General features: G+C 63.6%; 26 protein-coding genes. 14 read left to right on the top strand and 12 right to left on the bottom strand.

The genetic code is table 11. The features are described from left to right. Positions 1-258 precede the first annotated feature (258 nt). A complete protein-coding gene (locus NA637_RS11275) occupies positions 259-729 on the top strand; it encodes a MaoC family dehydratase (protein WP_256072325.1) in 471 nt (156 codons plus the stop codon). Between the two features lie 321 nt (positions 730-1050). Here the strand turns inward: NA637_RS11275 and ccoM are convergent, their stop codons facing one another. The 4 genes from ccoM to NA637_RS11260 all read right to left on the bottom strand — a co-directional run bounded on the left by ccoM (position 1051) and on the right by NA637_RS11260 (position 2439). Next, positions 1051-1161 (bottom strand): cytochrome c oxidase subunit CcoM, encoded by a 111-nt coding sequence (gene ccoM / locus NA637_RS25520; protein WP_045425123.1) that lies wholly within the window; start codon positions 1159-1161, stop codon positions 1051-1053. 207 nt (positions 1162-1368) lie between these two features. Further along, a complete protein-coding gene (locus tag NA637_RS11270; protein WP_256072324.1) occupies positions 1369-1530 on the bottom strand; it encodes a hypothetical protein in 162 nt (53 codons plus the stop codon). After that, positions 1527-2153, bottom strand: coding sequence for an alpha-ketoglutarate-dependent dioxygenase AlkB family protein (locus NA637_RS11265; protein WP_256072323.1), 627 nt, complete (start codon positions 2151-2153; stop codon positions 1527-1529). The genes NA637_RS11270 and NA637_RS11265 overlap by 4 nt, the downstream gene beginning before the upstream one ends. Beyond that, entirely contained in the window at positions 2140-2439 is a 300-nt protein-coding gene (locus NA637_RS11260; RefSeq protein ID WP_256072322.1) for an aspartate-semialdehyde dehydrogenase, read from the bottom strand. The genes NA637_RS11265 and NA637_RS11260 overlap by 14 nt, the downstream gene beginning before the upstream one ends. Before the next feature lie 180 nt (positions 2440-2619). Here NA637_RS11260 and rapA point away from each other — a divergent pair, with 180 nt between their 5' ends. Then, positions 2620-5469: an RNA polymerase-associated protein RapA gene (gene rapA, locus NA637_RS11255; RefSeq protein WP_256072321.1), complete on the top strand. Its 2850-nt coding sequence runs from the start codon at positions 2620-2622 to the stop codon at positions 5467-5469. Between the two features lie 287 nt (positions 5470-5756). Here the strand turns inward: rapA and NA637_RS11250 are convergent, their stop codons facing one another. Next, positions 5757-10175 (bottom strand): DEAD/DEAH box helicase, encoded by a 4419-nt coding sequence (locus NA637_RS11250; protein ID WP_256072320.1) that lies wholly within the window; start codon positions 10173-10175, stop codon positions 5757-5759. Between the two features lie 122 nt (positions 10176-10297). Between NA637_RS11250 and NA637_RS11245 the strand changes: the two genes are divergently transcribed. The 4 genes from NA637_RS11245 to egtD all read left to right on the top strand — a co-directional run bounded on the left by NA637_RS11245 (position 10298) and on the right by egtD (position 13814). Continuing rightward, positions 10298-10609 (top strand): hypothetical protein, encoded by a 312-nt coding sequence (locus NA637_RS11245; protein WP_256072318.1) that lies wholly within the window; start codon positions 10298-10300, stop codon positions 10607-10609. Positions 10610-10636: 27 nt separating this feature from the next. Continuing rightward, positions 10637-11332, top strand: coding sequence for an SDR family oxidoreductase (locus NA637_RS11240; protein WP_256072317.1), 696 nt, complete (start codon positions 10637-10639; stop codon positions 11330-11332). Positions 11333-11549: 217 nt separating this feature from the next. Next, positions 11550-12845, top strand: coding sequence for an ergothioneine biosynthesis protein EgtB (gene egtB, locus NA637_RS11235; RefSeq protein WP_256072316.1), 1296 nt, complete (start codon positions 11550-11552; stop codon positions 12843-12845). A gap of 3 nt (positions 12846-12848) precedes the next feature. Continuing rightward, positions 12849-13814 carry an L-histidine N(alpha)-methyltransferase gene (gene egtD / locus NA637_RS11230; RefSeq protein WP_256072315.1) on the top strand — a complete coding sequence of 322 codons (966 nt, stop codon included), beginning with the start codon at positions 12849-12851 and terminating at the stop codon, positions 13812-13814. 127 nt (positions 13815-13941) lie between these two features. On the opposite strand, the gene NA637_RS11225 is transcribed toward egtD, so the two are convergent. Next, the gene (locus NA637_RS11225; RefSeq protein ID WP_256072342.1) at positions 13942-14448 is read right to left on the bottom strand and encodes a hypothetical protein; all 507 of its coding nucleotides are present in this window, start codon (positions 14446-14448) and stop codon (positions 13942-13944) included. A gap of 277 nt (positions 14449-14725) precedes the next feature. Here NA637_RS11225 and NA637_RS11220 point away from each other — a divergent pair, with 277 nt between their 5' ends. Next, positions 14726-15487: an SDR family oxidoreductase gene (locus NA637_RS11220; RefSeq protein WP_256072314.1), complete on the top strand. Its 762-nt coding sequence runs from the start codon at positions 14726-14728 to the stop codon at positions 15485-15487. A gap of 374 nt (positions 15488-15861) precedes the next feature. Here NA637_RS11220 and NA637_RS11210 read toward each other — a convergent pair whose 3' ends face one another. Then, positions 15862-16206, bottom strand: coding sequence for an ArsR/SmtB family transcription factor (locus tag NA637_RS11210; RefSeq protein ID WP_256072313.1), 345 nt, complete (start codon positions 16204-16206; stop codon positions 15862-15864). A 267-nt stretch (positions 16207-16473) separates the two neighbouring features. Next, on the bottom strand, positions 16474-16725 hold the full coding sequence (locus tag NA637_RS11205) for a hypothetical protein (RefSeq protein WP_256072341.1): 252 nt from the start codon (positions 16723-16725) through the stop codon (positions 16474-16476). A gap of 459 nt (positions 16726-17184) precedes the next feature. Between NA637_RS11205 and NA637_RS11200 the strand changes: the two genes are divergently transcribed. Continuing rightward, a complete protein-coding gene (locus NA637_RS11200; protein WP_256072312.1) occupies positions 17185-17397 on the top strand; it encodes a hypothetical protein in 213 nt (70 codons plus the stop codon). A gap of 4 nt (positions 17398-17401) precedes the next feature. On the opposite strand, the gene mdtD is transcribed toward NA637_RS11200, so the two are convergent. After that, entirely contained in the window at positions 17402-18811 is a 1410-nt protein-coding gene (gene mdtD, locus NA637_RS11195; RefSeq protein WP_256072311.1) for a multidrug transporter subunit MdtD, read from the bottom strand. 330 nt (positions 18812-19141) lie between these two features. On the opposite strand from mdtD, the gene NA637_RS11190 reads away from it, so the two are divergent. The 6 genes from NA637_RS11190 to NA637_RS11165 all read left to right on the top strand — a co-directional run bounded on the left by NA637_RS11190 (position 19142) and on the right by NA637_RS11165 (position 23672). Then, positions 19142-19675, top strand: coding sequence for an iron transporter (locus tag NA637_RS11190; protein ID WP_256072310.1), 534 nt, complete (start codon positions 19142-19144; stop codon positions 19673-19675). A gap of 13 nt (positions 19676-19688) precedes the next feature. Next, positions 19689-20021, top strand: a complete 333-nt coding sequence (locus tag NA637_RS11185; protein WP_256072309.1) for a cupredoxin domain-containing protein — start codon at positions 19689-19691, stop codon at positions 20019-20021. A 21-nt stretch (positions 20022-20042) separates the two neighbouring features. After that, entirely contained in the window at positions 20043-20900 is an 858-nt protein-coding gene (locus tag NA637_RS11180) for an FTR1 family iron permease (protein ID WP_256072308.1), read from the top strand. After that, on the top strand, positions 20897-22273 hold the full coding sequence (locus NA637_RS11175) for a 4Fe-4S binding protein (protein WP_256072307.1): 1377 nt from the start codon (positions 20897-20899) through the stop codon (positions 22271-22273). The genes NA637_RS11180 and NA637_RS11175 overlap by 4 nt, the downstream gene beginning before the upstream one ends. Positions 22274-22501: 228 nt before the next feature. Further along, positions 22502-23179, top strand: coding sequence for a Crp/Fnr family transcriptional regulator (locus NA637_RS11170; protein WP_256072306.1), 678 nt, complete (start codon positions 22502-22504; stop codon positions 23177-23179). Positions 23180-23276: 97 nt separating this feature from the next. Continuing rightward, on the top strand, positions 23277-23672 hold the full coding sequence (locus NA637_RS11165; protein WP_256072305.1) for a putative zinc-binding protein: 396 nt from the start codon (positions 23277-23279) through the stop codon (positions 23670-23672). Between the two features lie 135 nt (positions 23673-23807). On the opposite strand, the gene ubiT is transcribed toward NA637_RS11165, so the two are convergent. From ubiT to NA637_RS11150, 3 genes are all read right to left on the bottom strand, one after another. Beyond that, positions 23808-24302 (bottom strand): ubiquinone anaerobic biosynthesis accessory factor UbiT, encoded by a 495-nt coding sequence (ubiT, locus tag NA637_RS11160; protein WP_256072304.1) that lies wholly within the window; start codon positions 24300-24302, stop codon positions 23808-23810. Further along, entirely contained in the window at positions 24296-25186 is an 891-nt protein-coding gene (locus tag NA637_RS11155; protein ID WP_256072303.1) for a U32 family peptidase, read from the bottom strand. The genes ubiT and NA637_RS11155 overlap by 7 nt, the downstream gene beginning before the upstream one ends. Positions 25187-25208: 22 nt before the next feature. Beyond that, a partial coding sequence (locus tag NA637_RS11150; RefSeq protein ID WP_256072302.1) for a peptidase U32 family protein occupies positions 25209-25813 on the bottom strand: 605 nt, incomplete at its 5' end.

Raw genomic sequence — 25813 nt, 5'->3', positions numbered from 1 at the left:
GGCCTCTATACCTGAGAGTGTCTGGCCCACTCGCGGCGGGCTATGGCGAACTTACCAGCTGCGCTGTGCCGCGCAATAGCGAGGCGGGTGTAATCAGTGATGTGAATCTCCAGCCACTGGCCCTGGAACAGGACAACCCCGCCGCAGACCTCTAGAATGCAGCCACCCAAGCGCCCGCACCGGCGCGCCCGCCATCACCTGCCGCGGCTTCTGTCGAGGCTGGGCCTATCGTCCGTTTCCGTATTCCGAGGTTTACGCATGAGCACATTGAGCAATACCCCCTACGCCGATCTGGAGGTGGGCCAGAAGGCCACCTACAGCAAGACCGTAGAAGAACGCGACATTCAATTGTTCGCCGCAATGTCAGGTGACCACAACCCGGTCCACCTGGATGCCGAATTCGCCGCCTCGACGATCTTCCGTGAGCGCATCGCACATGGCATGTTCAGCGGCGCACTGATCAGCGCAGCCGTGGCGTGCGAGTTGCCCGGACCGGGCACCATCTATCTCGGCCAGACGATGCGTTTCGCCCTGCCGGTCAAGCTTGGCGATACCTTGACCGTGCGCTTGGAGATTCTCGAGAAGCTGCCAAAGTTTCGCGTCCGCGTCGCCACCCAGGTTTTCAACCAGCGCGACGAGATGGTCGTTGACGGCGAGGCCGAAATCCTCGCCCCGCGCAAGGCACAGACCGTCGAAATCAAAGCCCTGCCCCCGGTCACAATTGGCTGAGGCAACGAAGATCGTTGGAGTCTTCCGCCGGACACGCCCACCGCTTGACGGCTCCTGAACCATGCAGGGCCACGCACGAGGGCGCCTGATTGTCGCCCTTCGGCAATTGACTGGCCCAGCGACATGAGGCGCATCGGTACCCCGGGGAGCAGCCTTCGAGCGACACGCCAAGACGCCAAGCCACGGTGTGCCAATGAATCCATCGCCCGCCCGGAACCCGTGACCGTGCTCATGCAACCCCAGCGCCATGCCTGGCGCACCGAAAAAAAAAGGCGACCTAAGTCGCCCAAATGCCTTGCGTGCTCCTTACCTCCAGCCGGATCACCGCTTCTTATGCGCGTCCCGCCAGATGAAATATCCGAAACCGCCGAGGAAGGCGACCATAAGGCCGACCGTGACCACCCCTGCGAGCACCACATTATCGACGAACATGATTTCCTTACCTCCAAGCTGTTTCGCTATCTGATGGCTGCATAGTCTTCCTCCCTGCCGATAAAAAAATTGACCGACATCAATCGCTGCGGAGCCTTTGAACAAAGGCTCCGCGGGAGCTGATCTGGATCAAAAAAACGGGGTGTCAGAAAAGGTGCTGCGGGACAGAAGCCACGCTTGGCTTGGAAACGGACGGTCAGAGGCCTGTCAGCGCTTTTTCGGCTTGGCCTTGGGCTTCTTCTTCGGCTTGCTCAGCGGTAGCACTTGCTCGAAGGCCTGGCGCATCTCGACGAGTCGCTTTTCCTTGATGTCATGGATGCGCTTTTCACGTTCGGCGCTGAAGTCGATCAGCTTTTCGTCACTGCTCATAGGATGGGCTCGCGGATGATCTGGCGGAAAGTCAGGTTGAGGCGCGGTGCTCGGACCTTTCGTGTTCTGGCGATCTGGTGCTGCCAATGATGCTGCGTGAGACCGCTCATGACCAGCAGCGATCCATGCTCGAGCTCGACGGAGTGCGCAATCCGGCTGGTTCCCTTGCGACGAAAATCGAAACGCCGCGTTGCGCCCAGATTGAGCGAGACTACCAGCGGCTGATGGCCGAGCTCTCGCTCGTCATCGCTGTGCCAGCCCATGGCGTCTTGCCCGTCGCGATAGAAATTGAGCAGCGCACCGTTCAATGACTGGTCGACCTGCTGTTCCAGCTGGTGGCGGATACCGGCCAGCAGTGGCGTCCAGGCAAGTGGTTGGTGAGTGAGGCCTGAATACCGATAAAGCGCGTCGGCATCGCCATACCAGGCGACCAGTCGCGGCACGGCGATGCCGCGGCCATAGAGTTTGAGCTGTGGTTGGGACCATGGCGTCTGTGCTGAAAGCTCCGCAAGCCATTGATCAGCCAGACCTGCTTCGACCCATTGCGGGAAGTAGCGCAGATCCGCGTCTGGCAGCTCGATCACCTCGCTGTTGGCTGCCCCAGGCAGCTCAAACCTCGACATCCACCCATAGCCCCTGTCGCGGAAGCTCTTCAAGGGCGGCCTGATCCTCTTCGGCGGTCTCGCCTTCGGCCAGCTCCTGAGCGGTATAGCCACGACGATGCTGTCGCCTGCGTTGCTCGTCGCCCAGCATCTGCGCGGCTTCCTGCGGGTGACGACGATCGAGCCCCACCGAGCTTTCGTTGGCGCTCGGCTGAACGGGCGTCACCGGCGCGATATCAGGTCTCGGTTTGACCACGTCCTGTTGCGCGGTCACCTGGACTGCACCGGGTGGAATAACTGGCAGCATCTGTGCTCTCCAAAAGCAACGCCAAGATCAAGGGCCATTCAGGCGGCCCTGAACCAACCGAACGCTTAACCTGCTGTCGACTTTAACAGCAACGCTACACTGACTGGCGCGGCATCTATCGTCGCTCTATCGGCAGTGTTCCGTTAATATAGCGGGCTTTTTTACAGCGGGAGTCAGGGCATGGCGCAGCAGTATCTACCGGGGCAACGCTGGATCAGCGACAGCGAAGCGGAACTCGGTCTGGGAACCATCCTGATGCAAGATGGCCGCATGCTCACCGTGCTCTATCCCGCAACGGGCGAAACCCGCCAGTACGCTGCTCGCAGCGCCCCGCTGACCCGTGTGCGTTTTGTTCCGGGCGACGAGATCACCCATTTCGAAGGCTGGAAGATGACCGTGCGCGAGGTCGACGATGTCGACGGCCTGCTGGTTTATCACGGCCTGACCGCACAGAGCGAAGCCCGCACGCTGCCGGAAACCCAGCTGTCGAACTTCATCCAGTTCCGCCTCGCCAGCGACCGCCTGTTCGCCGGCCAGATCGACCCGCTGAACTGGTTCAAGCTGCGTTACCACACCCTGGAAAACCAGAGCAAACAGCTGACGTCCTCGCTGTGGGGCCTGGGTGGCGTGCGCGCGCAACCCATCGCGCACCAGTTGCACATCGCCCGTGAAGTCGCTGACCGCATCGCCCCGCGCGTTTTGCTCGCGGACGAAGTGGGCTTGGGCAAGACCATCGAAGCCGGCCTGGTGATCCATCGCCAACTGCTCTCTGGCCGCGCCAAGCGCGTGTTGATCCTGGTCCCGGAAAATCTTCAGCATCAGTGGCTGGTGGAAATGCGCCGCCGCTTCAACCTGCAGGTTGCCCTGTTCGATGACGAGCGTTTCATCGAAAGCGATGCCAGCAACCCGTTCGAAGACACCCAGCTGGCACTGGTGTCGCTGGAATGGCTGAAAGACGACGAGCGCGCGCAGGACGCTGCCTTTGCCGCCGGCTGGGACCTGCTGGTGGTGGACGAAGCGCATCACCTGGTCTGGCATCCGCAAAACGCCAGCGCCGAATACAAGCTGGTCGAGCAACTGGCCGAAGTGATTCCCGGCGTCTTGCTGCTGACCGCGACGCCCGAGCAACTCGGTCAGGAAAGCCACTTCGCACGCCTGCGTCTGCTGGACCCGAACCGTTTCCATGACCTCGAAGCCTTCCGCGCCGAGAGCGCCAGCTACCAGCCGGTGGCCCGCGCGGTGCAGGAACTGCTGGACGAGGATCGCCTGTCGCAGGAAGCGCACCAGACCATCCATGACTTCCTCGGCGTCGAAGGTGAAGCCCTGCTCGCCGCGGCGACCGATGGCGACATCGAAGCCAGCAACCGCCTGATCCGCGAGCTGCTCGACCGTCACGGCACCGGACGTCTGCTGTTTCGTAACACCCGCGCCGCCGTGCGCGGTTTTCCCGAGCGCCGGCTGCATCCGTATCCGCTGCCCTGCCCTGCCGAGTACCTGGAGCTGCCGCTGGGTGAGCACGCCGAGCTCTACCCGGAAGTCAGCTTCCAGACCCAGCAGGAAGAGCCGGACGCGCAGAACCGCTGGTGGACCTTCGACCCGCGCGTCGAGTGGCTGATCGACACCCTGAAGATGCTGAAGAAGTTCAAGGTGCTGGTCATCTGCGCCCACGCCGAGACCGCGCTGGATCTGGAAGACGCCTTGCGCGTGCGCTCCGGCATTCCGGCCACCGTGTTCCACGAAGGCATGAGCATCCTCGAGCGCGATCGCGCCGCCGCCTACTTCGCTGACGAGGAGTTCGGCGCGCAGGTGCTGATCTGTTCCGAGATCGGCAGCGAGGGCCGCAACTTCCAGTTCGCGCATCACCTGGTGCTGTTCGATCTGCCGGCGCACCCGGACCTGCTGGAGCAGCGCATCGGCCGTCTCGACCGGATCGGTCAGGCGCATGTCATCCAGCTGCACGTGCCCTACCTGGAAACCAGCCCGCAGGAACGCCTGTTCAAGTGGTACCACGAGGCGCTGAACGCCTTCCTCAACACCTGCCCGACCGGCAACGCCCTGCAGCATCAGTTCGGGCCGCGCCTGTTGAACCAGCTGGAAGAAGGTGACGACGACGAGTTTCAGACATTCATCGAAGAGGTCCGCGCCGAGCGCCAGCGCCTCGAAGCCGACCTGCATGCCGGCCGCGACCGCCTGCTGGAACTCAACTCGGGCGGCGGCGAACAAGGCAAGGCGCTGGTCGAAGCCATCGAAGAGCAAGACGACCAGTTCGCCCTGCCGATCTACATGGAAGAACTGTTCGACGCCTTTGGCATCGACAGCGAAGACCATTCCGAGAACGCACTGATCTTGCGCCCCAGCGAGAAGATGCTCGACGCCAGCTTCCCACTCGGCGACGACGAAGCCGTGACCGTCACCTATGATCGCGAGCAGGCGCTGGCCCGCGAAGACATGCAGTTCCTGACCTGGGAACACCCCATGGTCCAGGGCGGCATGGATCTCGTGCTGTCCGGCTCCATGGGTAACACCGCCGTGGCGCTGATCAAGAACAAAGCGCTCAAGCCCGGTACCGTGCTGCTGGAACTGCTCTATGTCAGCGAAGTCGTGGCGCCGCGAGCGCTGCAGCTGAACCGCTTCCTGCCACCACTGGCGCTGCGCTGCCTGCTGGACTCGAACGGCAACGACCTGGCGCCCAAAGTCGCGTTCGAGACGCTGACCGATCAGTTGGAAAGCGTCCCGCGCGCCAGCGCAAACAAGTTCATCCAGGCCCAGCGCGATGTGTTGGCGGTGCAGATTGCCGATGCCGAAGCCAAGATCGCCCCGCGTCATAGCGAGCGTGTCGCCGAAGCGCAACACCGGCTGAAGGCCAGCCTCGACGAAGAGCTGGCGCGGCTGACCGCGTTGCAGGCAGTCAATCCGAGCGTGCGCGACAGCGAGATCGAAGCCCTGCGCAAGCAGCGCGAAGAAGGTCTGGCCATGTTGGAGAAAGCCGGACTGCGCCTGGAGGCGATTCGGGTGTTGGTGGCGGGGTAATTTAGCTGCCAGACGTAGGATGGGTGCAACCCATCGAGCGCGCGTGATGGGTTGCACCCATCCTACGGTCTGGACTCGCCCCGCCTGTCAACCTTCTGCTTTTTGAACACCGCAACCCGGTTGCATCTAGGTATCTTCAGTGGCTAGGAGTGGTTCGTCGTTGGCTATTTTGATAGATGCCACCGTGGCGCTTTGACGCCTCGGCGAGCGCGAGTCCATCCTACGGGGCCAGGCCTGGAGATCCACCCGCCGCCCCAGCTCCACCCGGCTTCGCCCCGAGGCGGCTGTTACCGCCGCGCCACCGCCAGCAGTTGCCTGGCCTTGCGCTGGTCGTCTTCGTCCAGCTCCGCGAGCAGCTCCGGTTTTCCGGCAATCAGCAACGCCAGGGGTACACCGTCACGATAGAGGATGCGGTTGCCGGCAGTAGCGGGTATGCGCTCGCCAGGCAGCAGCGTGCCGACCTGATTCAACGGGTCGACCGCCGATACGGCGATCATCTCGCCGGCCAGCGGTCGCTTGCGCACCTCACGCAGCAGGCCAACCGCTTCGGGCAAGGCGAACTGTTCGCCCGCCACGCCCGCCACGAAACGCCCGCCGCGAATGTGTCCACGCGCTTCGAGCCGATGGTAGACCCGCAGAAGATCCCGCCAGGGCGGCAGCCAATCCGCCTCCCGGTCCAGCAAGCGCCAAAACACCACACCGTAGCGACGCAGCAAGGTCAGCGCAATGTGCTCCAGCGCTTCGGGGTCGAGCGCGGGCCGGCGCGCCGAGGTCTCGATCGGCGCCGGCGTGCCTTTGCGCACCAGCGCCCAACGGCCGGCATCAGCCATGCCGCCGATGAATGCGCCGCCGCGGCTCTGTCGGGTGCTGCGTGAACGCTTCGCAGCGGGCGCTAGTAGCGCCCGCAGACCGGCGAAGCTGTCCGCATTGACCAGCCCTACCGCGACCAGCTCACCCAGGGCATCCTCCAGTTCGCTGCGCAACAGGCGTGCGTCCTGCTGGAGTTCGTCGAAGAACAAAGCACCCTGAGTTTGCAGCGTTTCGAATACCCGCTGCGCGCGCGAGGACAGTTCCGGCTGCGGCGCGTCGCTGGCCAGCACGTACCAGGCCGCCAGTTGCCGACGCGGCAGCAAGACGATCGGCGTGCCGCGCACCGGCCCGCTGCTGGCCTTGATCCGGCCGGCCAGGCGCGTCCAGACGATGCGCCCGGAGCGACATAACTCGTCCAGCCACGGCCCTCCGTAATCGTTCAGTCGCGCCGGCAACAGATCGCTTTCCCATGCGCCGGCAGCGGCCTGGAAGCCTTCAAGCTGCTCAACTACCGGGCCGAGCGCGTCACGTCCCTGCATCCGCGTGGCCTCGGATAGGTGCTGCCAGTCGAACAGGAATCGCATGAAGTCGGCGCGTTCCACCGGCTCGATTTCACGGCGCAGGCGCTTGACCGTGTAACGGTGGATGCGCGCCAGCAGGTGCCGCTCGCACCATTCATCTTCACGTGCGCCAGGCGTGAAGCGACCGCGCAACACATAGCCTTCGGATTCCAGGCGCGTCAGCGCCAGCGCAACCGCCGACGCCGGCAAGGCCAGCGGCCGGGCGATCAGCGGTACCGGCAAGGGGCCGAAGCCGGTCAGGCGCGCGCGGATCAGCTCGACCAGCGCGGCGTCTTCGCTCGATTGCTGATCGAAGCCCGGCAACGGCTCGAGCACCGGCTCGCAACGAGCGCTGGGATAGATCGACTGCAAGAGCGCCAGATGCTCGATGGGTAACCAGAGCGCGCGATCCTGCGCGACCAGCATCCGCGTCGCGCGCCCGCCACGAGCCAGTTCGCTCAGCCAGGCCAGGCATTGGGGATCGGCCTGCGCTTCCACTTCAGCGATGCAGCCGAGCCCCGTCAGCGCTTCGTGCAACTCGTCCGGAGTGCGTGCCTGGGGCCAGGCTTCCTCGTCCACCGCCTGGATCGCAGCGGCATCCAGCGCGCCGAGGTCGTCGGAAGATTCAGGGTCGGTCCAGCGGCGATTGAGCACGGCCTGGGTTCGGCGCTCTTCCAGTGGTGCATCGTCGAGAAAGGCGTACGGCCGCGCGCCCAGCACTTCCATGGCCAGCGGCGACGGTGCCGGCAGATCGCGGGCCAGCAGCTCGATTTGGCCCGCCTCGATGCGCCGCAACAGCGCCAGCCAGCCCTCGCTGTCCATGGCCTCGTGCAGGCAGTCATCGAGCGTCTGTGCAACCAGCGGATGATCCGGCACCTCCCGCTCGCCGACGATGTTCTCCAGGCAGGCGACCTGGTCCGGGAACACGGTGGCAAGCAGGTCTTCACTCTTCATTCGCTGCAGTTGCGGCGCCACCTTGCGCCCGCCGGCCATCCGCGGTAGCGCCAGCGCGGTAGTTGCGTTCCAACGCCAGCGCACACCGAAAAGCGGCGCATCGAGCAGTGCCTGGATCAGCACCGCCTCGGCGCTGTCAGGGTGCAGGTAGCGCCACACCTCATCGAGCGGGAAGCTGTGACTGGTGGACAGCGAAAAGATGATCGCATCCTCGGTCGCCGCGGCCTGGAGCTCGAAGTTGAAGGTGCGGCAGAAGCGCTTGCGCAGCGCCAGGCCCCAGGCACGGTTGATCCGACTGCCGAACGGCGAATGGATGACCAACTGGGTGCCGCCGGATTCGTCGAAGAAGCGCTCCATGATCAACCGTTGCTGCGTCGGCAGCGCGCCCAGCGCGGAACGGGCGCGCGCCAGGTACTCGACGATCTGCCGAGCCGCGGCGTCCGGCAGGCCGAGGATGCCGGTGAGCCAGTCGATGGCAAGCTGCAGCCGTGAGGAGCCCGCTGAAGCATCGGCACCTTCCGCTTTTGTAGCAGCTAGCTTGCTGGCGATCCTTGGCTGCGTAAAAGCATCGCCAGCAAGCTGGCTCCTACGGGATTCGGCGTCGGCCAGACGCTGGTCAACCTCCCCCCGCAACCTCGCCACGGCCGCCGAAAGCTCATTGCTGCGCCCTGGCGCTTCGCCCAGCCAGAACGGAATGTTCGGCGGTTGGCCCTGAGCATCTTCAACCCGCACCCGCCCCGCCTCGATCCTGATGATGCGGTAGGCCGTATTGCCGAGCTGGAAGACATCACCGGCCAGGCTCTCGACGGCAAAATCCTCGTTGACCGTGCCGATGTTGAAGCCCTGGGGTTCGAGCAGGACCGAATAGTCGGCGTTGTCAGCGATGGTGCCGCCGGAGGTCAGCGCGGTCAGACGGCTGCCGCGTCGTCCGCGAAGGCTGCGGTTGACCGAGTCACGGTGCAGATAGGCGCCGCGCGCACCGTGACGGGTGGTGTAGCCCTTGGCGAGCATTGCCAGCAGCGCCTGATAGTCCGCCTCGCTCAATTGTGCATACGGCATGGCCCGGCGAATCAGCGTCAGCAGCGCCTCCTCCTGCCATTCCTGGCACGACACCTCGGCCACGATCTGCTGCGCCAGCACGTCCAGTGGCGCCTTGGGAATCACCAAGGTATCCAGCTCACCGCGACGCACGCTGTCGAGCAAGGCAGCGCATTCGATCAGGTCATCGCGTGAGCTGGGGAACAGACGCCCCTTGGACACGCCCCCGACCTGATGCCCGGCGCGCCCGACGCGTTGCAGGAAGGCGGAAATCGAGCGCGGCGAGCCCAGCTGGCAGACCAGTTCGACATCACCGATATCGATGCCCAACTCCAGCGAAGCAGTAGCCACCAGCACCCTTAGTTCGCCGCGCTTGAGCCGCTGCTCGGCATCCAGCCGTTGTTCGCGCGCCAGGCTGCCGTGATGGGCGGCGACCACTGCGTTGCCGAGACGCTCACTGAGGTGCCGCGCGGCCCGTTCGGCCATGCGCCGGGTGTTGACGAAAACCAGGGTGGTCCGATGTTCAGCCGCCAACGCGGCAAGCCGGTCGTACACCAGCGCCCAGACATCGTTGCTCATTACCGCTTCCAGCGGGACCGGTGGCACCTCCAGCGCCAGGTCACGCGCTCGGCCGTGGCCCACATCGACGATTTCGCAGCGGCGCCCCGCACCGACCAGAAAATCCGCCACGGCCTCGATGGGTTTCTGTGTTGCCGACAGGCCGACCCGCACCAGCGGACGCGCGCACAACGCCTCCAGCCGTTCCAGCGACAGCGCCAGATGGCTGCCACGCTTGTTACTGGCGATGGCATGAATCTCATCGACGATCACGCTGCGCACACCGGCCAGCATTTGCCGACCGGATTCGGAGCCGAGCAGCACATAAAGCGATTCCGGCGTGGTCACCAGAATATGCGGCACCCGCTTGCGCATCGCCGCGCGCTCGGCCTGCGGCGTGTCGCCGGTGCGCACGGCGGTGCGAATTTCCAGCGGTGGCAGACCGAGCGCTTGCAACTGCGCGGAGATACCCGCCAGCGGCTGTTCCAGATTGACGTGGATATCGTTGGACAACGCCTTGAGCGGCGAGACGTAGAGTACCGAGGTCTGGTCCGGGAGACCGCCTTCGGCAACGCCCTGCTGCACCAGTTGGTCGATGGCGGCGAGAAAGGCCGTGAGCGTCTTGCCCGAGCCAGTCGGCGCTGCTACCAGCGTCGACTGACCGGCGCGTATCAGAGGCCAGGCGCGGGCCTGAGCGGGAGTCGGCGCCGGAAAGCTGCGACCGAACCAGCCGGCCACGGCAGGGTGGAACGCAGCCAGCGCTGCATGGACGAGAGAGTCTGTCATCTCCTGAATATGCTGCCGCAGCGGCTCGTCCACAAGGCCGGCTCGGCACATCCCGTCGCGTCAAAGGAAACGGCAGCGCCGCTTGGCGGTCCACTTCATACAGCCCGAAGTCGGAGAACCCCATGAGCAACCAAGCCTTGAACCTGGACGAAGCGATGCAGCTCGTTTCAGAAGCCTTTCTGCCTTGCGGTTGCGTGACCAGCGCCAACCCTGACGACGACAGCTTCGGCTTTACCGTGATGTCGGGCAGCGGTACCGAAGTGCTACGCGTTGCCAGCGTGTCACGCGAGGAATACACCCGCCCACAGCGCCTCGGCAGCGTCATCGAGCAAGCCAGGCTGGATGTCGAAGACAAGGATCAGCGCCTCGAGCCCTGGACCATGCCAGCCCTCGATGACGACACCGGCATCCCCGAAACCCCACCGAACTATTGAGGCTTCTGCCAGCTGACGAGGACGACCATGAGCGATCCGGTACTTCTGATCACCGGTGCCTCCTCCGGGATAGGCGCCGCCACTGCCCGCCTCGCGGCCGAGGCCGGGTACCGCGTTGCCCTCGCCTCGCGCGCCGAGGACAAGCTGAGGCGGCTGGTGAATGAGCTTGGCGGCCCCGAGCGCGCGCGGGCGATCCGCTGTGACGTGAAGGAATACGCCGAACAACAGGCCATGGTGGAGCAGGTACTTGTTCATTTCGGCCAGCTCGATGCGGTCTACGCCAATGCCGGCATGCCGGGCAGCGAAGGCGGCTTCAGTGGCGCCGATCCCGCGGTCTGGCGCGAGATGCTGCTGACCAACGTCTACGGCGTCGGCCTGACCCTGCGCTGCAGCCTCGAAGCGCTCAAGGCCAGCCGTGGCCATCTGCTGCTGACCGGCTCAGCCGCGGGCCGCTTCGTGATCCCCGGCTCCATGTACAGCGCCAGCAAATGGGCGGTGACCGGCATGGGCCTGAGCGTGCGTGAAGAGTTGCGCGGCACCGGCGTGCGCGTCACGCTGATCGAACCGGGCATGGTCGATACACCGCTGTTCGACCAGCCGCCCCCCTATGCGCTACAGCCCGACGACATTGCTCGCGCGGTGGTCTATGCGCTGTCGCAACCAGGCCATGTGGACGTCAATGAGATTCTGATCCGGCCAGTCCCGCCGGTCGAGACCGATTAGCCGGTCGGTTTTTTCAAATTGGACCGATCAAGCTGTGGAACAGCAGACAATGGAAGGCGGATGAGCGTCGAGCGGCCCGACGATTCGACGCAGGGCTGCTTTCATGAATAACTTGAAGAGGCGACCAGCCACACGCCGCAGAAACTTTTGCGCCTCGCTTCGGGTCGCTTATAGAGGCGGTTATTGGCCGCTCCATGCATCGATCGGGGGGATGCCCATGGGTAACCTGGCACAACAGCCGAAACAGCAACCGGCCCTGGCCGATATGGATCACCTGCTGCAGCGCTTCCAGCAGGTTCGCGCCACCAGTGAAGCAATTTGTGCACCGCTGCAGATCGAAGACTACGTCATCCAGAGCATGCCCGACGTCAGCCCGCCGAAATGGCACCTGGCGCACATCAGCTGGTTTTTCGAGGCATTTCTGCTCAAGCCTTATCTGCCAGGCTACAAGCCACTGAATGCGGCTTACGACCACCTGTTCAATTCCTACTACGAAACCCACAGCACGCCGTTCCCACGGGTTCAGCGCGGGCTGATCTCGCGCCCTGGCGTAGAGGACGTCTACCGGTTCCGCCAGCATGTCGACCGGGCGATGGGTGAGCTGCTGACCCATCCGCCACACCAGCACGCCGCCGAGATCATGCACCGGGTCGAGCTGGGCTTGCAGCACGAGCAGCAGCATCAGGAATTGCTGTTGATGGACATCAAGCACATCCTTGCGCAGAACCCGCTGCACCCTGTCTATCGCAGCGACTTGAAACCTGCACCCGCACTGCATAACGACCGTGTTCGCTGGCACAGCTATGCCGGTGGCGTGCGGCATATCGGCCATGCTGGCGGTGGCTTCGCCTTTGATTGCGAGACGCCGCGACACCGCCAATTCGTCGAAGATTTTCAGCTGGCCGACCGCTTGGTCAGCAACCGCGAGTACCTGTCGTTCATCGCAGACGGTGGCTACGCGCGAAGCGAACTCTGGTTATCCGATGGCTGGGCGCATATCCGCCAGCACGGCTGGAACGCGCCGCTGTATTGGCATCGTGAGGACGGCGGCTGGTGCGAAATGACACTTGCCGGATTGCAGCCACTGGACCTGGAAGCGCCCGTCTGCCACATCAGCTTCTATGAAGCGGACGCTTATGCACGCTGGGCCGACGCCAGGCTGCCCACGGAAGCCGAATGGGAGGTCGCCGCCACCGACCAGCCACGGCGCGGCAACTTTCTGGAAAGCGACCATCTGCAACCTGTTTGTGCCAGCGTGCCGCATGAGGGGCCGGCGCAGTTGTTCGGTGATGTCTGGGAATGGACCGCCAGCGCCTATCGGCCCTACCCCGGCTTCCATCCGCTGGAAGGCAGCCTGGGCGAATACAACGGCAAGTTCATGTCCGGTCAGATGGTCTTGCGCGGCGGTTGTTGCGCCACACCTGAGGCGCACATCCGCGCCACCTACCGCAACTTTTTTCAGCCGGCGATGCGCTGGCAATTCGCCGGGCTGCGCCTGGCCAGGGAGCTATGAAACATGGCACTAGCCGTACATTTTCATGATCAGACGCAGCCGACCCACGACAGCTCCCTGCGCGACGAGGCACTGGAGGGTTTCGCCGCATCGCCGAAGCACATCTCGCCGAAGTTTTTCTACGACCGACGCGGCTCGGAGCTGTTCGAGCAGATCTGTCTGCAGCCCGAATACTACGTGACCCGCACCGAGGAAAAGATCCTCGCCAACGCGGCAAACGAGATACTGCAAATCGCCGGCCCACAGACCGACCTGATCGAGCTGGGCAGCGGCGCCAGCCGCAAGGTACGCCTGCTGCTCGAGGGGCTGCGGCCGGTCAGTTACCTCGGCATCGATATTTCTGAAGACTTCCTGCTCACGAGTACTCAGCGCCTCGCCGCAGACTACCCCTGGCTCGAAGTGCACGCAGCCTGCGCAGATTTCTCAGACGAGCTGAAGCTGCCGGACGATTTTACCTTGCACCATCCGCTGGTGTTTTTTCCGGGCTCGAGCATCGGCAATTTCACCCCGCTGCAAGCGCGCAAACTGCTCGGGCACCTGCATGCAATCCTGCCGCCGGGCGGTGGCCTGTTGATTGGCGTCGATCTGGTCAAGGACCGCAGCGTGCTGGAGGCGGCTTATAACGATCGCGCCCACGTCACGGCCGCGTTCAACCTCAACCTGTTGCAGCGCATCCGCCAGGAGCTCGATAGTGATATCGACCCGTCGCGTTTTGCCCACCGGGCGTTTTTCAACGAGCAGGACTCGCGGATAGAGATGCACCTGGTCAGCCGTGAGGCGCAGGACGTGATGATCGAGGGCCAGCGCTTCCATTTCGAAGCGGGTGAAAGCCTGCATACCGAGAACTCCTACAAGTACACCTTGCAGTCGTTTGCCGACCTGGCCAATAGCGCCGGCTTCGACTGCAGCGGTCAATGGACCGACGCTCAGGATTTGTTCAGCGTGCACTACCTGCAACGTCGTCCATGAGGCTCAGCACCCAATACGTATCCGCCCTCGCGCTTGGCCTTGGCAGCTGCTGCCGAGGTACAACCGCTGCGACTCAAAGACCTCTTTCCTTCGCTGTATTCACCATACAATGACCGCCTCTGGTTCGTCATGGAAAGCTCCTCTTGCGAGGCAGGAGATCAAATTGTGGCCCCGGATCGTCGAGGCGGACTCCTCGGCGTAGGGGCTTCGTCCAACAACCGCCCCAACACCCTCCCCAAAACCTGCGTGCCCTCGCCGATCCGGGCGGCGTCGATGGCGTGAAAGCCCAAGCGCATGAAATTCGCCGGGGAGCCTCGTTGAAGAAGAATTGCGCGCCTGCCTCGAACAGCACGCCCTGCTGTGCGGCGGCCCAGGCCAGGCGCTGGGTGTCGACACCGTCCGGGGCCTGGAGCCAGAAGGCGCTGGCGCCGGGACTGCCCATCGGCTGGCAACCGGGCAGCTCATCGTCGAGTGCCAGGCGCAGGGTATCGCGGCGACGGCGGTGCTCGCCGCGAAAGCGCCGCAGATGCGAATCGTAGTGTCCCTGGGCCAGAATCTCGACAAGCATGCGTTGGTTGTTGAGTGGCGGATGGCGATACATCAGGCGACGCAGCGCGCGCAACTCGTCGAGCAGTTCGGCATCGGCGACCAGATAGCCGATGCGCAGCCCCAGGGCGAAGGCTTTCGACAGGTTGCATTCCGATGGAGGCGTTGGTGGTGGTCATTGCTCTCTATTGGGCGATCAGCATCTGCCTGGAACGGGCGCTCAAGTGGGCGAGCCGGTTCGATGCCAAACGAGGGTTCGAACATGTCTGACGGCAACTGGCTGCTGCTCTTGACGGTCTGACGCAGTAAGCTCCCCGGGTCGGCCGCGTACGGCCCGCCTACCCGAACAGACAAGAGGTCCCTGCATGAACAACGTGGTTTTCATCACGGGCGCGACATCCGGCTTCGGCCGCGCCACCGCCCGCCGCTTTGCCGAGGCCGGCTGGGCGCTGGTTCTGACCGGACGCCGCCAGGAGCGGCTCGAGGCGCTGAAGCAAGAGCTGTCAGCCAAGGTCCCGGTGCATATCGCTGCGCTCGACGTACGCGACGCCGAGGCGGTGAAGCAGGTCGTCGCCGAGCTGCCCGAAGGCTTTCGCCAGGTCAAGTCGCTGGTCAACAACGCCGGCCTGGCGCTCGCCCCGGAGCCTGCGCAAAAGGTGGACCTGAACGACTGGCACACCATGATCGACACCAACGTGACCGGCCTGGTCAACGTCACCCATGCGCTGCTGCCGCGCCTGATCGAGACCGGCCGGGGCGCGAGCATCATCAGCATCGGCTCGGTCGCCGGCCACTGGCCGTACCCGGGCGGCCACGTCTACGGTGCCACCAAGGCGTTCGTCGAACAGTTCAGCTACAACCTGCGCTGCGACCTGCTGGGCACCGGCGTGCGGGTCACCGACCTCGCCCCCGGCATGGCCGAAACCGAGTTCACCCTGGTCCGTACCAAGGGGAATCAGGAAGCCTCGGACAAGCTCTACCGTGGCACCACCCCGCTGACCGCCGAAGACATCGCCGAGCAGATCTTCTATGTCGCCACGCTGCCAGACCACATCAACATCAACCGCCTCGAAGTGATGCCTACCCGACAGGCCTGGTCGCCGTTCAATATCGATCGCGACAAGTGAGCATCGACGCGGCGGACAGGGGCAGGCCGCACCGTCCGTGCCCGCCGCGCTTCAACGGCGAAGTACCGATTCCGTGCCGCCGCACCTTGTTCGCCCGCTTTTGTTGCGCCCTGCCAACCATCGCCGCCGCCACCTCCTCTGCCACGCGGGCGAATGAATTCGCCCCTACACAAGCTCCATGACACCGAACAGACTGTTTGCACGGATTGCGCAAAGGCTCGAATGCGAAAAGCGGCTGACCGATGATGCCGCCCACGAGCTGCGCAGCCCGCTGACCGCCATCAAGACTCAGCTGCAGGCGATCGCTGACGCCAGCCAGCAGCCGGGCTCCTGCATTCGATTTAAACGTGGTGGCAGCCGGGCCAAACGCCAGCCTATGCTCGGCTCAGGTGCTCCGCGGCTTGAGGCGCCTGACAGTAGAGCTTGTACAACACCTGCATGACCTCCATCGCCTGAGGGCTCGCGATGCCGTAGTAGACCTGCTTACCTTCGCGACGGGTGCTGACCATGCCGTTGTGCCGCAGCACGGTCAGTTGTTGGGAAAGGGTCGGCTGAGTGATACCGGTCAGAGTCGCCAGATCGCCCACGCAGTACTCGCCCTGAGTCAGCTGGCACAACAGCAGCAACCGGTCCGGGTTACCCAGAACCTTGAGCAGACCGCAGGCTTCCGCCGCACTGCTGCGAAGCGTTTCCATATCAATTTCTGACGCAGGGGCCATTTTTCACCGTTGATCAGGACAGGTTGACGGAACATTTTACCGATATATATCTCAACAAAGTGTTCCTGCTCGTCGGAGCGGTTCTCATCGGAACTCAGGGCGTCGCACAGAGCGCTGGATCTGCCATATCCGAAGTTCATCGACCACGTCCCTGGCAATCGACAGTGCGGCGTGTGCCATCAGACTTGTCGGAACGCTACCGGCAATGTTGCGAGCAGGTCGAACACAGCCTCCGGGGTAGGCCGCAAACCGGGCGGGCAGACTGAGTCACCCACGTAGCTGACTCAGTTGCCGCTTGAGCAACTCCACCTGCCCCGTCTCCGCTCGCAGGCCTGCAGACAGCTCGGCCTTTTCTTGCTCCAGACGTTGAACGATCGCGCCGAGTCCCTGCAGCAGCTCGCGCAGCACGGCGAGTTCCACCCTGTGTTGCCTGAGCTGCAGCCATTGCAGCCACAGAATGATGGCCAGCACCAAAGCCGCACAAAGCGAGCCTCCCGTCACCAACCAGAACGTTCCCATTGCTCCCATAAACCAAGTCCTTCTGTCGAGTCCGGCACATCCGGCGAGCGCTACACATTATGTCGCGATACGCGACAGGTCGATAATGTTTACCCGTACAGGTAAACAAAGGCAGCGGGTTCTGGAGGAAAGCCGCGAGGCAGTGAAGGCTCCATAACGTGGCTTGAAGCACCGCCCTATGCGCCAGAAGCGCTTGAGCGAAGCAATCCAACGGCGACCTGCAAGCGGACGGACATGTCGCACATAGCGACACGACTGGGCAGGATTGATGAGAGAGATCGGCGAGAGGGATAACTGAAGCCAGCCCGGCTCGCACTGACCCACATTGCGGCTAACCGTTCAGCGGGAAGCTCTTTTCAGGCGATGAGCGGAAACTACCAAATGCTCGTCAGCTGTCAGAATGACATCACGGCTGCAGAGGAGCAGCCATCTTCTGAATCGAGCACGAGCCTGCTAATCATGTCTTCTAAAAAACTCTACACCATTGTCCTGGAGCACAGCCTGGAGGTACTCCTCGAGGCCGCCACGATAGAGCAGGTCGAGGCGTTCTGGGATGCATATGACACCCGCTATTTCGGCCTGCGCATGGAGGAAGAAAACAGCCACCACGCGCGAGTGATCGTGACTGACGAGATACCCGAGGAAGAGGAAGCCGATCTCTGTATCGGCTGATCTGTCACTCGTCGTCGATGAGCCGGGCGGCCATGACCTGCTTGCTGTCGAGCTGAAAGAACAATGTCGCGGCCAGCATCGACATCGCGCCGATGCACAGGAACGTCAGGTGAAACGCTTGCAGCACGGCCGCGCCGTCGGCGCCCGGGACCGTGAAGCCGCCCAGCAAGGCGCCGGCCGAGGCCACGCCCAGGCTCATCGACAGTTGCACCACCACCGATAGCAGGCTGTTGCCGCTGCTGGCGTTCTGGTTGCTGAGCCCCACCAGGGTCACGGTATTCATCGCGGTGAACTGCATCGAATTGACCATGCCGACCAGGCTCAGGTGTACGAGCAACAGTACCGTCGGAGTCTGCCCGTCGATGGTCGCCAAACTGGCGATCAGGCTGCCCAGCAACAGGGTGTTGCCGATCAGAATGCGCCGATAGCCGAGGCGGTCGATCAGTGGCTTGGCCAATGGCTTGACGAACATCGCGCCGAGCGCCAACGGAATCATGCTCATGCCCGCCTGCGCCGGGGAGTAGCCCAGCGCGACCTGCAGCAGCAACGGCAACAGGAAAGGCAGCGCCCCACTGCCCAGGCGCGCAAACAGATTGCCGAAGATGCCGACGGCAAAGCTGCGGGTGTGAAACAGGGACGGGCTGAACAGCGGTTTGTCGATGTGCCCGGCGCGTAACCAGTAGGCCGCCAGGCAAGCGCTGCCAATCACCATTAGCAATAGAACGCGGGCGTGGGGCATCTGCATTTCACCCAGACCTTCGAGCGCAATGGTGACCAGCACCATCGCGCCGCCAAACAGCAAGAAGCCGACCGTATCGAAGCGCATCCGCTCGCTGCTCTTCAGGTCGGGCATGAAACGAAGCGCGGCGATGCAGCCAATCAACCCCACCGGCAGATTGATCAGGAAAATCCAGTGCCAGGAGGCGTATTCGACCAACCAACCGCCCAGCGTCGGCCCGATCAATGGCCCGACCATCCCCGGCAGCGCGATGAAGGTCATCACCCGCACGAATTCGCTGCGCGGGTAGGCGCGCAATATCACCAGACGCCCCACCGGCAGCATCAGCGCGCCGCCTACCGCCTGCACGACGCGCGACATCACCAATTGATTGAAGCTGATGCTCATCGCGCACAACAGTGAACCGAGCGTGAACAGCACAATGGCGGAAAAGAAGATCCGCCGGGCACCAAAGCGATCCGCTACCCAGCCCGAGGCCGGAATCAGCAACGCCACGGTGAGCATGTAGGCGATGACCACTCCCTGCATGCGCAGCGGGTCTTCGGCAAGGTCGCGGGCCATGGCCGGCAAGGCGGTGTTGAGGATGGTGCCATCAAGGGTCTGCATGAAGAATGCGATGGCGACCAGCCACGGCAATACGCGGGCGGTTCTGGCGTCCAGTACAGCTTGAGTCATGAAATTCCCCGACTCCGAAAGCGCATATGGTAGGCGCCTATCGATCTTCCTCGCAGCATTTAATCGATCTCTCGACACAACGCCCGACCATAGCCGCAGCGATGAGAGCGCTTTTGTCAAAACACGCGATCAGACTGTGACAACTCAACGCAGAAACGACTCCAGAGCCCCTCAAGACGCCGCCTTCCGCGTTATCAAGCGCAGCGACACAGGACGACCCAGGGTGTACGTTACAAAATATTTCCCCCAAAATTGACGCGAATCGTTATCGTTAAGCATCACAGGTGCGATCCTTTCCTGCATCAACCACCCAATCTCTTCGGAGGCTTCATGCGCATTCCCGCTACCCTCGCCATCGCGTCGTTGCTGCTCCCTTCCCTCGCCCAGGCCAAGGAATACCCCATCGGTGAACCGCAACAATGCGGCGGTATGGAGGTCGCTGCCGTTTACCTGCAGCCGGTCGAAATGGAGCCTGCCGGCATGATGCTCGACGCCGCCAACTCTGATGTGCATCTGGAAGCCGACATCGCCGCCACCGAAGGCAACCGCAACGGCTGGCAGGAAGGCAGCTTCGTTTCCTATCTCAACATCCGTTACTCGCTGAGCAAGCAAGGCTCGGACGAAAAAATCGAAGGCGACTTTCACCCGATGGTGGCCAATGACGGTCCGCACTATGGCGACAACGTCAAGCTGATGGGCCCGGGCAAGTATCAGCTGACCTTCACCGTCTCGCCGCCAGACGGCAAGCATGCCACGTTCGGCCGTCACGTCGACAAGGAAACCGGCGTCGCGCCCTGGTTCGAACCGTGCACGCTGAACTACGCGTTCACCTACGCCGGCATCGGCAAGAAAGGCGGCTACTGAGCCGGAGGTCAGCATGCAACGCATCCTGCTTCCAGCCCTCGCCCTGCTCGCGGCCGGCTTTGCCGGCAGCGCCCAGGCCGGTCTGCCGACCTATGAGTTGACCATCCGCGACGGCCATTTCGAGCCGGCCACCATCGAAGTGCCGGCTCGCCAGCGCTTCAAGATCGTCGTGATCAACGCCGGCAAGGGGCCGACCGAGTTCGAGAGCACGCCCCTGCGGGTGGAAAAGGTGCTCTCGCCGGGCGTCACCTCGTTCGTCGTGATTCATCCGCTCAAACCGGGCCGCTACCCCTTCTTCGATGAGTTCCACATGGACCTCCCGGAAGGCGAAATCATCGCCAAGTAGTCTCTGCACAGGAGAAGCGACATGGGCGAATCAATGTTCATCGTCTGGCGCGAAAGCGTCGAAGCGCTGCTGGTCATCGGCATCCTGCATGCCTGGCTGAGCCAGCAACCGGACAACCGTCATGCGCTGCGCATGCTCTGGAGCGGTGTGGGCGCCGGGGTCGGCCTGGCCTCGCTGCTGGCCTGGGGCATTCTCAGCGCCGGCGACTGGCTGGCCGGGCCGGCTGGCGAGTGGTTCCAGTGCGCCATGCTGGTGGCCGCCGCCCTGCTGATCCTGCAGATGGTCGGCTGGATGCACCACCATGGGCGCGATCTCAGACGCAATCTGGTCGACAGCGCCGCCGCGCACCTTAGCCAGGGCAGTGGCATCGGCTTGCTGGTACTGGCGATGCTCGCTGTGGCGCGTGAGGGCAGCGAAACGGTGGTGTTTCTGTACGGCATCGGCCATCAGCAGGACGGTTCGGACCTGACCGGTTTCGTCATCGGCGGTGTGCTGGGCTTTGCGCTCGCGCTGCTGAGCTACGCGGCACTGCAGGCCGGCAGCCGGCTGTTCTCCTGGAAGCGCTTCTTCAAGGTCAGCGAGGCGCTGCTGCTGTTGCTCGGCGCGGCCCTGCTGATGGCCGGCCTCGACCGCTTCAGCGGCCAGCTGATGGGCATGGACGTGCCTGAAGTGCTTTACACCGTTTTCGGTGACCCGGTCTGGGACACCTCGGCCCTGCTCGATGACGGCGGCACCCTGGGCAGCACCCTCGCCGGGTTGACCGGCTACCGGGCGATGCCATCGCTGGCGGCGGTCATTCTCATGGCGCTTTACTGGCTGGCGGTATGGGCCTGGCTGCGACCGAAGGCGGCGGATCGGCTGGAGGCGCGCACCGCATGATCACCAACGCCTCCCGGCTGGCACGCATCGGCGACCTGCTGCGCCAGCACGCCAGGACCATCCGCCTGATCCAGTGGCTGGTGGTCGGCTTCTATCTGGTCCTGCTGCTGGTGCCAGCGATGCTTTCGCTGCCGCCTTCCGAAGCGCGCATGCTGGACAACATCACGGTGTTCGCCCAGTTCCTGTTCTGGGGGCTGTGGTGGCCGTTCGTGCTGCTGTCGATGGTGCTGTTCGGCCGGCTCTGGTGCGGCGTGCTCTGCCCGGAAGGCTCGCTCAGCGAATGGATCAGCTGGCGCGGGCTGAACAAGCGCACACCGCTGTGGATTCGCTGGAGCGGCTGGCCAACCATCGCCTTCGTGCTGACCACCGTCTACGGCCAGCTGATCAGCGTTTATGACTATGGCCGCGCCGCCGCGCTGATTCTCGGCGGCTCGACCGTCGCGGCGATGATCGTCGGTTTTCTTTATGGTCGGGGCAAACGCGTCTGGTGCCGGCACCTGTGCCCGGTCACCGGCGTGTTCGGCCTGCTCGCCCGTCTGGCGCCGATGCACTACAAGGTCGACGAAGAACGCTGGCAGGCCAATCAGGGACCGAAGCTGGCGACCCCCAACTGCGCGCCGCTGATCGACATCCGCCGCATGCAAGGCAACAGCGAGTGCCACGCCTGTGGTCGCTGCAGTGGCCAGCGCGGCGCCGTGGCGCTGGCCGCCCGCTCGCCGAACGAGGAAATCCTCATCCTTGGCAACCAGCCGCAACAGGGTCATTGGGACAGCACGCTGCTGCTGTTCGGCATGATCGGGCTGGCCATGGGCGCCTTCCAGTGGACGGTCAGCCCCTGGTTCATCACCCTCAAACAGAGCGCCGCCGAATGGCTGGTCGATCGCGACCTCTTCTGGCCGCTGGAGGCCAACGCGCCCTGGTGGCTGCTGACCCACTACCCGCAGGCCAACGACGCCTTCACCTGGCTCGACGGTGCGGCGATCCTCACCTACATCGGTGCCAGCTCACTGCTGATCGGTGGGGCCCTGTGGCTGCTGTTGCAAGGTGCGGTGAGGCTGATGAGCCGCGGCGACAACGTGTTTCATCACCTGGCGCTAACCCTGACGCCGCTGGGCGGCGCCGGACTTTTTCTCGGTCTTTCAGCCACCACCATCAAACTGCTGCGCTACGAGGGTTTCATCCTTGCCTGGGCGCAGCCGACCCGCGCGCTGCTGCTGGTCGGTGCCGTCGGCTGGAGCCTCTACCTGGCCTGGCGCGTGATCAGCCGCCATGGCGCCAATGGGTTGCGTCGGATGGCGGCATTCGGTTGCGTGGGGCTGGCGACCGCGGTGGTTGGTTACGGCTGGTATCTGCAGTTCTGGGGTTGGAGCTGATTCGTACCGCCAACGCACCGCCACGCCGCGTCCAGGGTTTGATGATGTGAAATGCAGGCAATTGCGGCCGCGAGCGAATTGGCCATCGTCAATTCACCTTGGCGGTATTTTTAAAATGACTCCGAGGCAACCGCGGCCGACGATCTTGTCTGCGATCAAGGAAGGGGGCGATGCGTGCTCCTAGGATGCAACGTCGAACCATCCCGGACAGGTGCCGGTGGAGGAACCATGCTGACCGAAACATCCCTCGTCGCGGACCTCCGCCGACACCACCTGTTCAGCCGATTGCCCGAAGCCGCGCTACAGGACGTGTGCGCCTCGGCCAACCTCAAGCGGCTGCCCGCCGGTGCCTCGCTGTTTCATCAAGGCGACAAGGCGGAGCGGTTCTATTTTCTGTTCAGCGGTCAGGTGAAACTGCACCGCGTAGTCTGCGACGGCCAGGAAAAACTGGTCGAGGTCATCCGCGCTGGCGAGTCATTTGCCGAAGCCTTGCTGTTCACTGGCGCGCCGAACTATCCGGTCAGCGCCACGGCACTGAAGGCCAGCCTCCTCGCCAGCCTCAACGGCCCGCACTACCGGCGCATGCTCGAGCAACACCCGAGCATCTGCCTGGACATACTCGGCACCCTGAGCATTCGGCTGCATCAGCGTCTGAACGAAATCGACACCCTGACGCTGGCCAACGCCAGTCATCGGGTGGTGCGCTTTCTCTATCAGTCGCAAGAGGACGACAGCGGCGTGGTGACCCTCGATGTGCCCAAGCGTCTGATCGCCTCCAAGCTGGGCATTCAGCCGGAGACCTTTTCGCGCATCCTGCATCGGCTGATCGAGTCGGGAATGATCAGCGTACAGCGCCGGCGCATCGAGATACTCGACAGCCGGGGCCTGGCCGCTTATCAGGCCTGAGCTGCGACGGATTGCCCCCGCTTCCTGACGATCGTCATGGGCCACCCTTGGATTGGCCCGGATACTTTCGCTGGCCCTTTCGAATCGGGAGAAGCGCATGTCCGCACCCCGCCTGCCCCTCGTCCATGCCTGCTCGGGTTGTTCCAACGTGGCGCAACTGGCCAATCCCCTCGCGGTGCGCCTGGATCGTGCCGGTCTGGCCGAAATGTCCTGCATTGCCGGTGTCGGCGGCCGGGTCAGCTCGCTGGTCAGCAAGGCCAACTCTGGCCGAGCGATCCTGGCCATCGACGGCTGCCCGCTGCATTGCGCACGCGCCTGCCTGGCGCAGCACGGCGTAGTCGCGAACGTCCACATCACCCTCAGCAGTTACGGACTGCGCAAGCGCTACCGCGAAGAGTGCTCCGAAGCCGAAGCCGATGCCTTGCTCGAGGACATGCGCAACATCATTGCCAGCGACCGCATGCAACCGCGGCACCGGCTGCACTCGGTCTAGCAGACAGATGAACAACTACCTGCTACCTGCGTTGGCCTCGGCAAGCCGCTTGCGGCCAACACGCTTCGCTGCACGCTCGACGGACCCGCCCCTTTCGGATGGAAGAAAAGCCGTAGGCCCGGACTGGTTCGGCCTTCACAAAACCCGCGGCCGAATAAATTCGGCCCTACGGGCTTGAGCACCGGCACCCTGCAGCACGTTCCATAGCCAGGGCGGCAGCAGGTCCGGGTCGAGGCTGTCGATCAGGTTCTTGATGGCCAGGCCGAGCTCGGTATCCCCCTCGATCACTAGCCGGCGTCTGAAGAACAGGGTGTCCGGGTCTTCCTGCCGACTGGCGAGCAACAGGAACTCACGCCAGTTGCCACGGATGGTGACCTGGACCGGCGCCTGCTCGGCGATGCGCAACTTCTGCCGGTCGCAGCTCAGGCACCAGCCCAGCTTGAGGTCGACGACTTCCAGGCGCATCCAGTGGCCTTCCAAGGCCTGGAAGGCATCCTCAGCCAATGGCTCAGCGAAAAGCTGATTCAGGCTGCGCTCCAAGGCGATACGTTGCAGCGCGAATGGGATTCGCGCGGCCAGCGGCAACAGGTGCTCGCCGAGTTTCAATAAATGTGCACGAGGGTTCAGCATAGTCCGGCCTCCTCGGCGCGCAGCATGCCCGGCTGGCCATGCCAGTAACCGTTGCAGCCGTCGACGGCGAGCGGTGGCAGGCCACCTTTGCGCACCGCATCAAATGCCTGAACGACCTCGATCATGCCCGATGCGCGCGGGCTCAGCCGCAGCAGCTCGGCACCGCTCTCGACCAGCGCCGGATAGTCCGCCAGCAGATTGCTGACCGAGGCCGACAGGGTCTGGATGCCATTGATGGTGAACAGCGCCTCGCCTTCCTGGCTCAACAGCGGGATGCCTTCTGGGTAGTTCTGGCAGCAGAACTGGCAATCGTCCTTCGGCCGATTTTCCGCGCGAGCGGTGAAGCAACGCGCCGAGTACGCCAACGGAAGGTGGCCGTAGGCGAAGATCTCGATTTCCGGCACGGCGACACCGAGCCGGGACAGCTGCGCACGCGCGTCGCGGATCATCGCCCCGGAAATCTCCACTGGCGGCACCCAGCGCTGCATGCCGCTGCTGACCAGCTCGGCCAGTGCATGGCCGTTGTAGAGGTTGAGCGCCGGGCCGCCCACGAAAGGCACGCCCTTCTCGGACAGGTACTGCACCGCACCCATGTCATTGGCTTCGACCATCAGCTCGCCGTTCTCACAGAGCCGACGCAGGCTGGACAGCTCCGAAGCCGCCTCGACCAGCGCAAGGCCGGACAGCACCAGTTGCGCCGCTGATTGCTGTTTCAGCTCACGCGCCAGACCAATCCAGTCGTCGAGCCCCATGTCGCGGCGCTTGGAGCAGACGGTTTCCCCGAGATAGATCACATCGAGCGGCATGTCTGCCATGTCGGCATAGAAGTCCAGCGTCTGCTGGCGATCCCAATAGAACAGCACGGGGCCTAGGCTGAGTTTCATAACTGCTCCTTGCTGAAGAGATTCACTGCCACGCCCGGTGATAAGCGCCGAGGGTCGTTTGCGAGCCCTCCGACAAGCCATCGAGCACTGCGCGCCAGCCTGGCTGCACGGCATAACGCTGCGGCGCCTGCAGATAGGCGTCCAGCGCCGAGCGCCAGACGCGAGTGACCTGCTCGACATAAGCGGGACTGCGCTGCCGCCCCTCGATCTTCATTGCCGTGACACCGATGTTGGCGAGCTCAGGAATCAGGTCCAGGGTATTCAGGCTGGTGGGCTCTTCCAGTGCGTGGAAGCGTTCGCCATTGACCATGAAGCGGCCCTTGCACAGCGTCGGATAGCCGGCTGACTCGCCTTCGGCGTAACGGTCGATGAGCACGTTATTCAGCCGCGAGGTCAGCCCCTCCGGTTCCTCGCTCCAGCGCACCGCCTTGGCTGGCGAGCAGACGCCGCACAGATTCGGTGATTCGCCGGTGAGATAGGAAGACAGGTGGCAACGGCCCTCGGCCATGATGCACAGGCTGCCGAAGGCAAACACTTCGATCGGCACCGGACTGCTGGCGGCGACCTGCTTGACCTGCTTGAGCGACAGCACCCGCGGCAGCACGGCGCGCTTGATGCAAGCTGCAA

It is taken from the genome of Stutzerimonas stutzeri (assembly GCF_024448935.1).
Taxonomy (GTDB): domain Bacteria; phylum Pseudomonadota; class Gammaproteobacteria; order Pseudomonadales; family Pseudomonadaceae; genus Stutzerimonas; species Stutzerimonas stutzeri_AO.
This window is presented reverse-complemented; position numbering and strand designations above follow the sequence as displayed.

What these genes read in the sequence shown, in the direction of transcription:
- NA637_RS11275 (WP_256072325.1), top strand. Translation starts at nt 259, where the DNA reads ATGAGCACATTGAGCAATACCCCCTACGCCGATCTGGAGGTGGGCCAG.
- ccoM (WP_045425123.1), bottom strand. Translation starts at nt 1,161, where the DNA reads ATGTTCGTCGATAATGTGGTGCTCGCAGGGGTGGTCACGGTCGGCCTT.
- NA637_RS11270 (WP_256072324.1), bottom strand. Translation starts at nt 1,530, where the DNA reads ATGAGCAGTGACGAAAAGCTGATCGACTTCAGCGCCGAACGTGAAAAG.
- NA637_RS11265 (WP_256072323.1), bottom strand. Translation starts at nt 2,153, where the DNA reads ATGTCGAGGTTTGAGCTGCCTGGGGCAGCCAACAGCGAGGTGATCGAG.
- NA637_RS11260 (WP_256072322.1), bottom strand. Translation starts at nt 2,439, where the DNA reads ATGCTGCCAGTTATTCCACCCGGTGCAGTCCAGGTGACCGCGCAACAG.
- rapA (WP_256072321.1), top strand. Translation starts at nt 2,620, where the DNA reads ATGGCGCAGCAGTATCTACCGGGGCAACGCTGGATCAGCGACAGCGAA.
- NA637_RS11250 (WP_256072320.1), bottom strand. Translation starts at nt 10,175, where the DNA reads ATGACAGACTCTCTCGTCCATGCAGCGCTGGCTGCGTTCCACCCTGCC.
- NA637_RS11245 (WP_256072318.1), top strand. Translation starts at nt 10,298, where the DNA reads ATGAGCAACCAAGCCTTGAACCTGGACGAAGCGATGCAGCTCGTTTCA.
- NA637_RS11240 (WP_256072317.1), top strand. Translation starts at nt 10,637, where the DNA reads ATGAGCGATCCGGTACTTCTGATCACCGGTGCCTCCTCCGGGATAGGC.
- egtB (WP_256072316.1), top strand. Translation starts at nt 11,550, where the DNA reads ATGGGTAACCTGGCACAACAGCCGAAACAGCAACCGGCCCTGGCCGAT.
- egtD (WP_256072315.1), top strand. Translation starts at nt 12,849, where the DNA reads ATGGCACTAGCCGTACATTTTCATGATCAGACGCAGCCGACCCACGAC.
- NA637_RS11220 (WP_256072314.1), top strand. Translation starts at nt 14,726, where the DNA reads ATGAACAACGTGGTTTTCATCACGGGCGCGACATCCGGCTTCGGCCGC.
- NA637_RS11210 (WP_256072313.1), bottom strand. Translation starts at nt 16,206, where the DNA reads ATGGCCCCTGCGTCAGAAATTGATATGGAAACGCTTCGCAGCAGTGCG.
- NA637_RS11205 (WP_256072341.1), bottom strand. Translation starts at nt 16,725, where the DNA reads ATGGGAACGTTCTGGTTGGTGACGGGAGGCTCGCTTTGTGCGGCTTTG.
- NA637_RS11200 (WP_256072312.1), top strand. Translation starts at nt 17,185, where the DNA reads ATGTCTTCTAAAAAACTCTACACCATTGTCCTGGAGCACAGCCTGGAG.
- mdtD (WP_256072311.1), bottom strand. Translation starts at nt 18,811, where the DNA reads ATGACTCAAGCTGTACTGGACGCCAGAACCGCCCGCGTATTGCCGTGG.
- NA637_RS11190 (WP_256072310.1), top strand. Translation starts at nt 19,142, where the DNA reads ATGCGCATTCCCGCTACCCTCGCCATCGCGTCGTTGCTGCTCCCTTCC.
- NA637_RS11185 (WP_256072309.1), top strand. Translation starts at nt 19,689, where the DNA reads ATGCAACGCATCCTGCTTCCAGCCCTCGCCCTGCTCGCGGCCGGCTTT.
- NA637_RS11180 (WP_256072308.1), top strand. Translation starts at nt 20,043, where the DNA reads ATGGGCGAATCAATGTTCATCGTCTGGCGCGAAAGCGTCGAAGCGCTG.
- NA637_RS11175 (WP_256072307.1), top strand. Translation starts at nt 20,897, where the DNA reads ATGATCACCAACGCCTCCCGGCTGGCACGCATCGGCGACCTGCTGCGC.
- NA637_RS11170 (WP_256072306.1), top strand. Translation starts at nt 22,502, where the DNA reads ATGCTGACCGAAACATCCCTCGTCGCGGACCTCCGCCGACACCACCTG.
- NA637_RS11165 (WP_256072305.1), top strand. Translation starts at nt 23,277, where the DNA reads ATGTCCGCACCCCGCCTGCCCCTCGTCCATGCCTGCTCGGGTTGTTCC.
- ubiT (WP_256072304.1), bottom strand. Translation starts at nt 24,302, where the DNA reads ATGCTGAACCCTCGTGCACATTTATTGAAACTCGGCGAGCACCTGTTG.
- NA637_RS11155 (WP_256072303.1), bottom strand. Translation starts at nt 25,186, where the DNA reads ATGAAACTCAGCCTAGGCCCCGTGCTGTTCTATTGGGATCGCCAGCAG.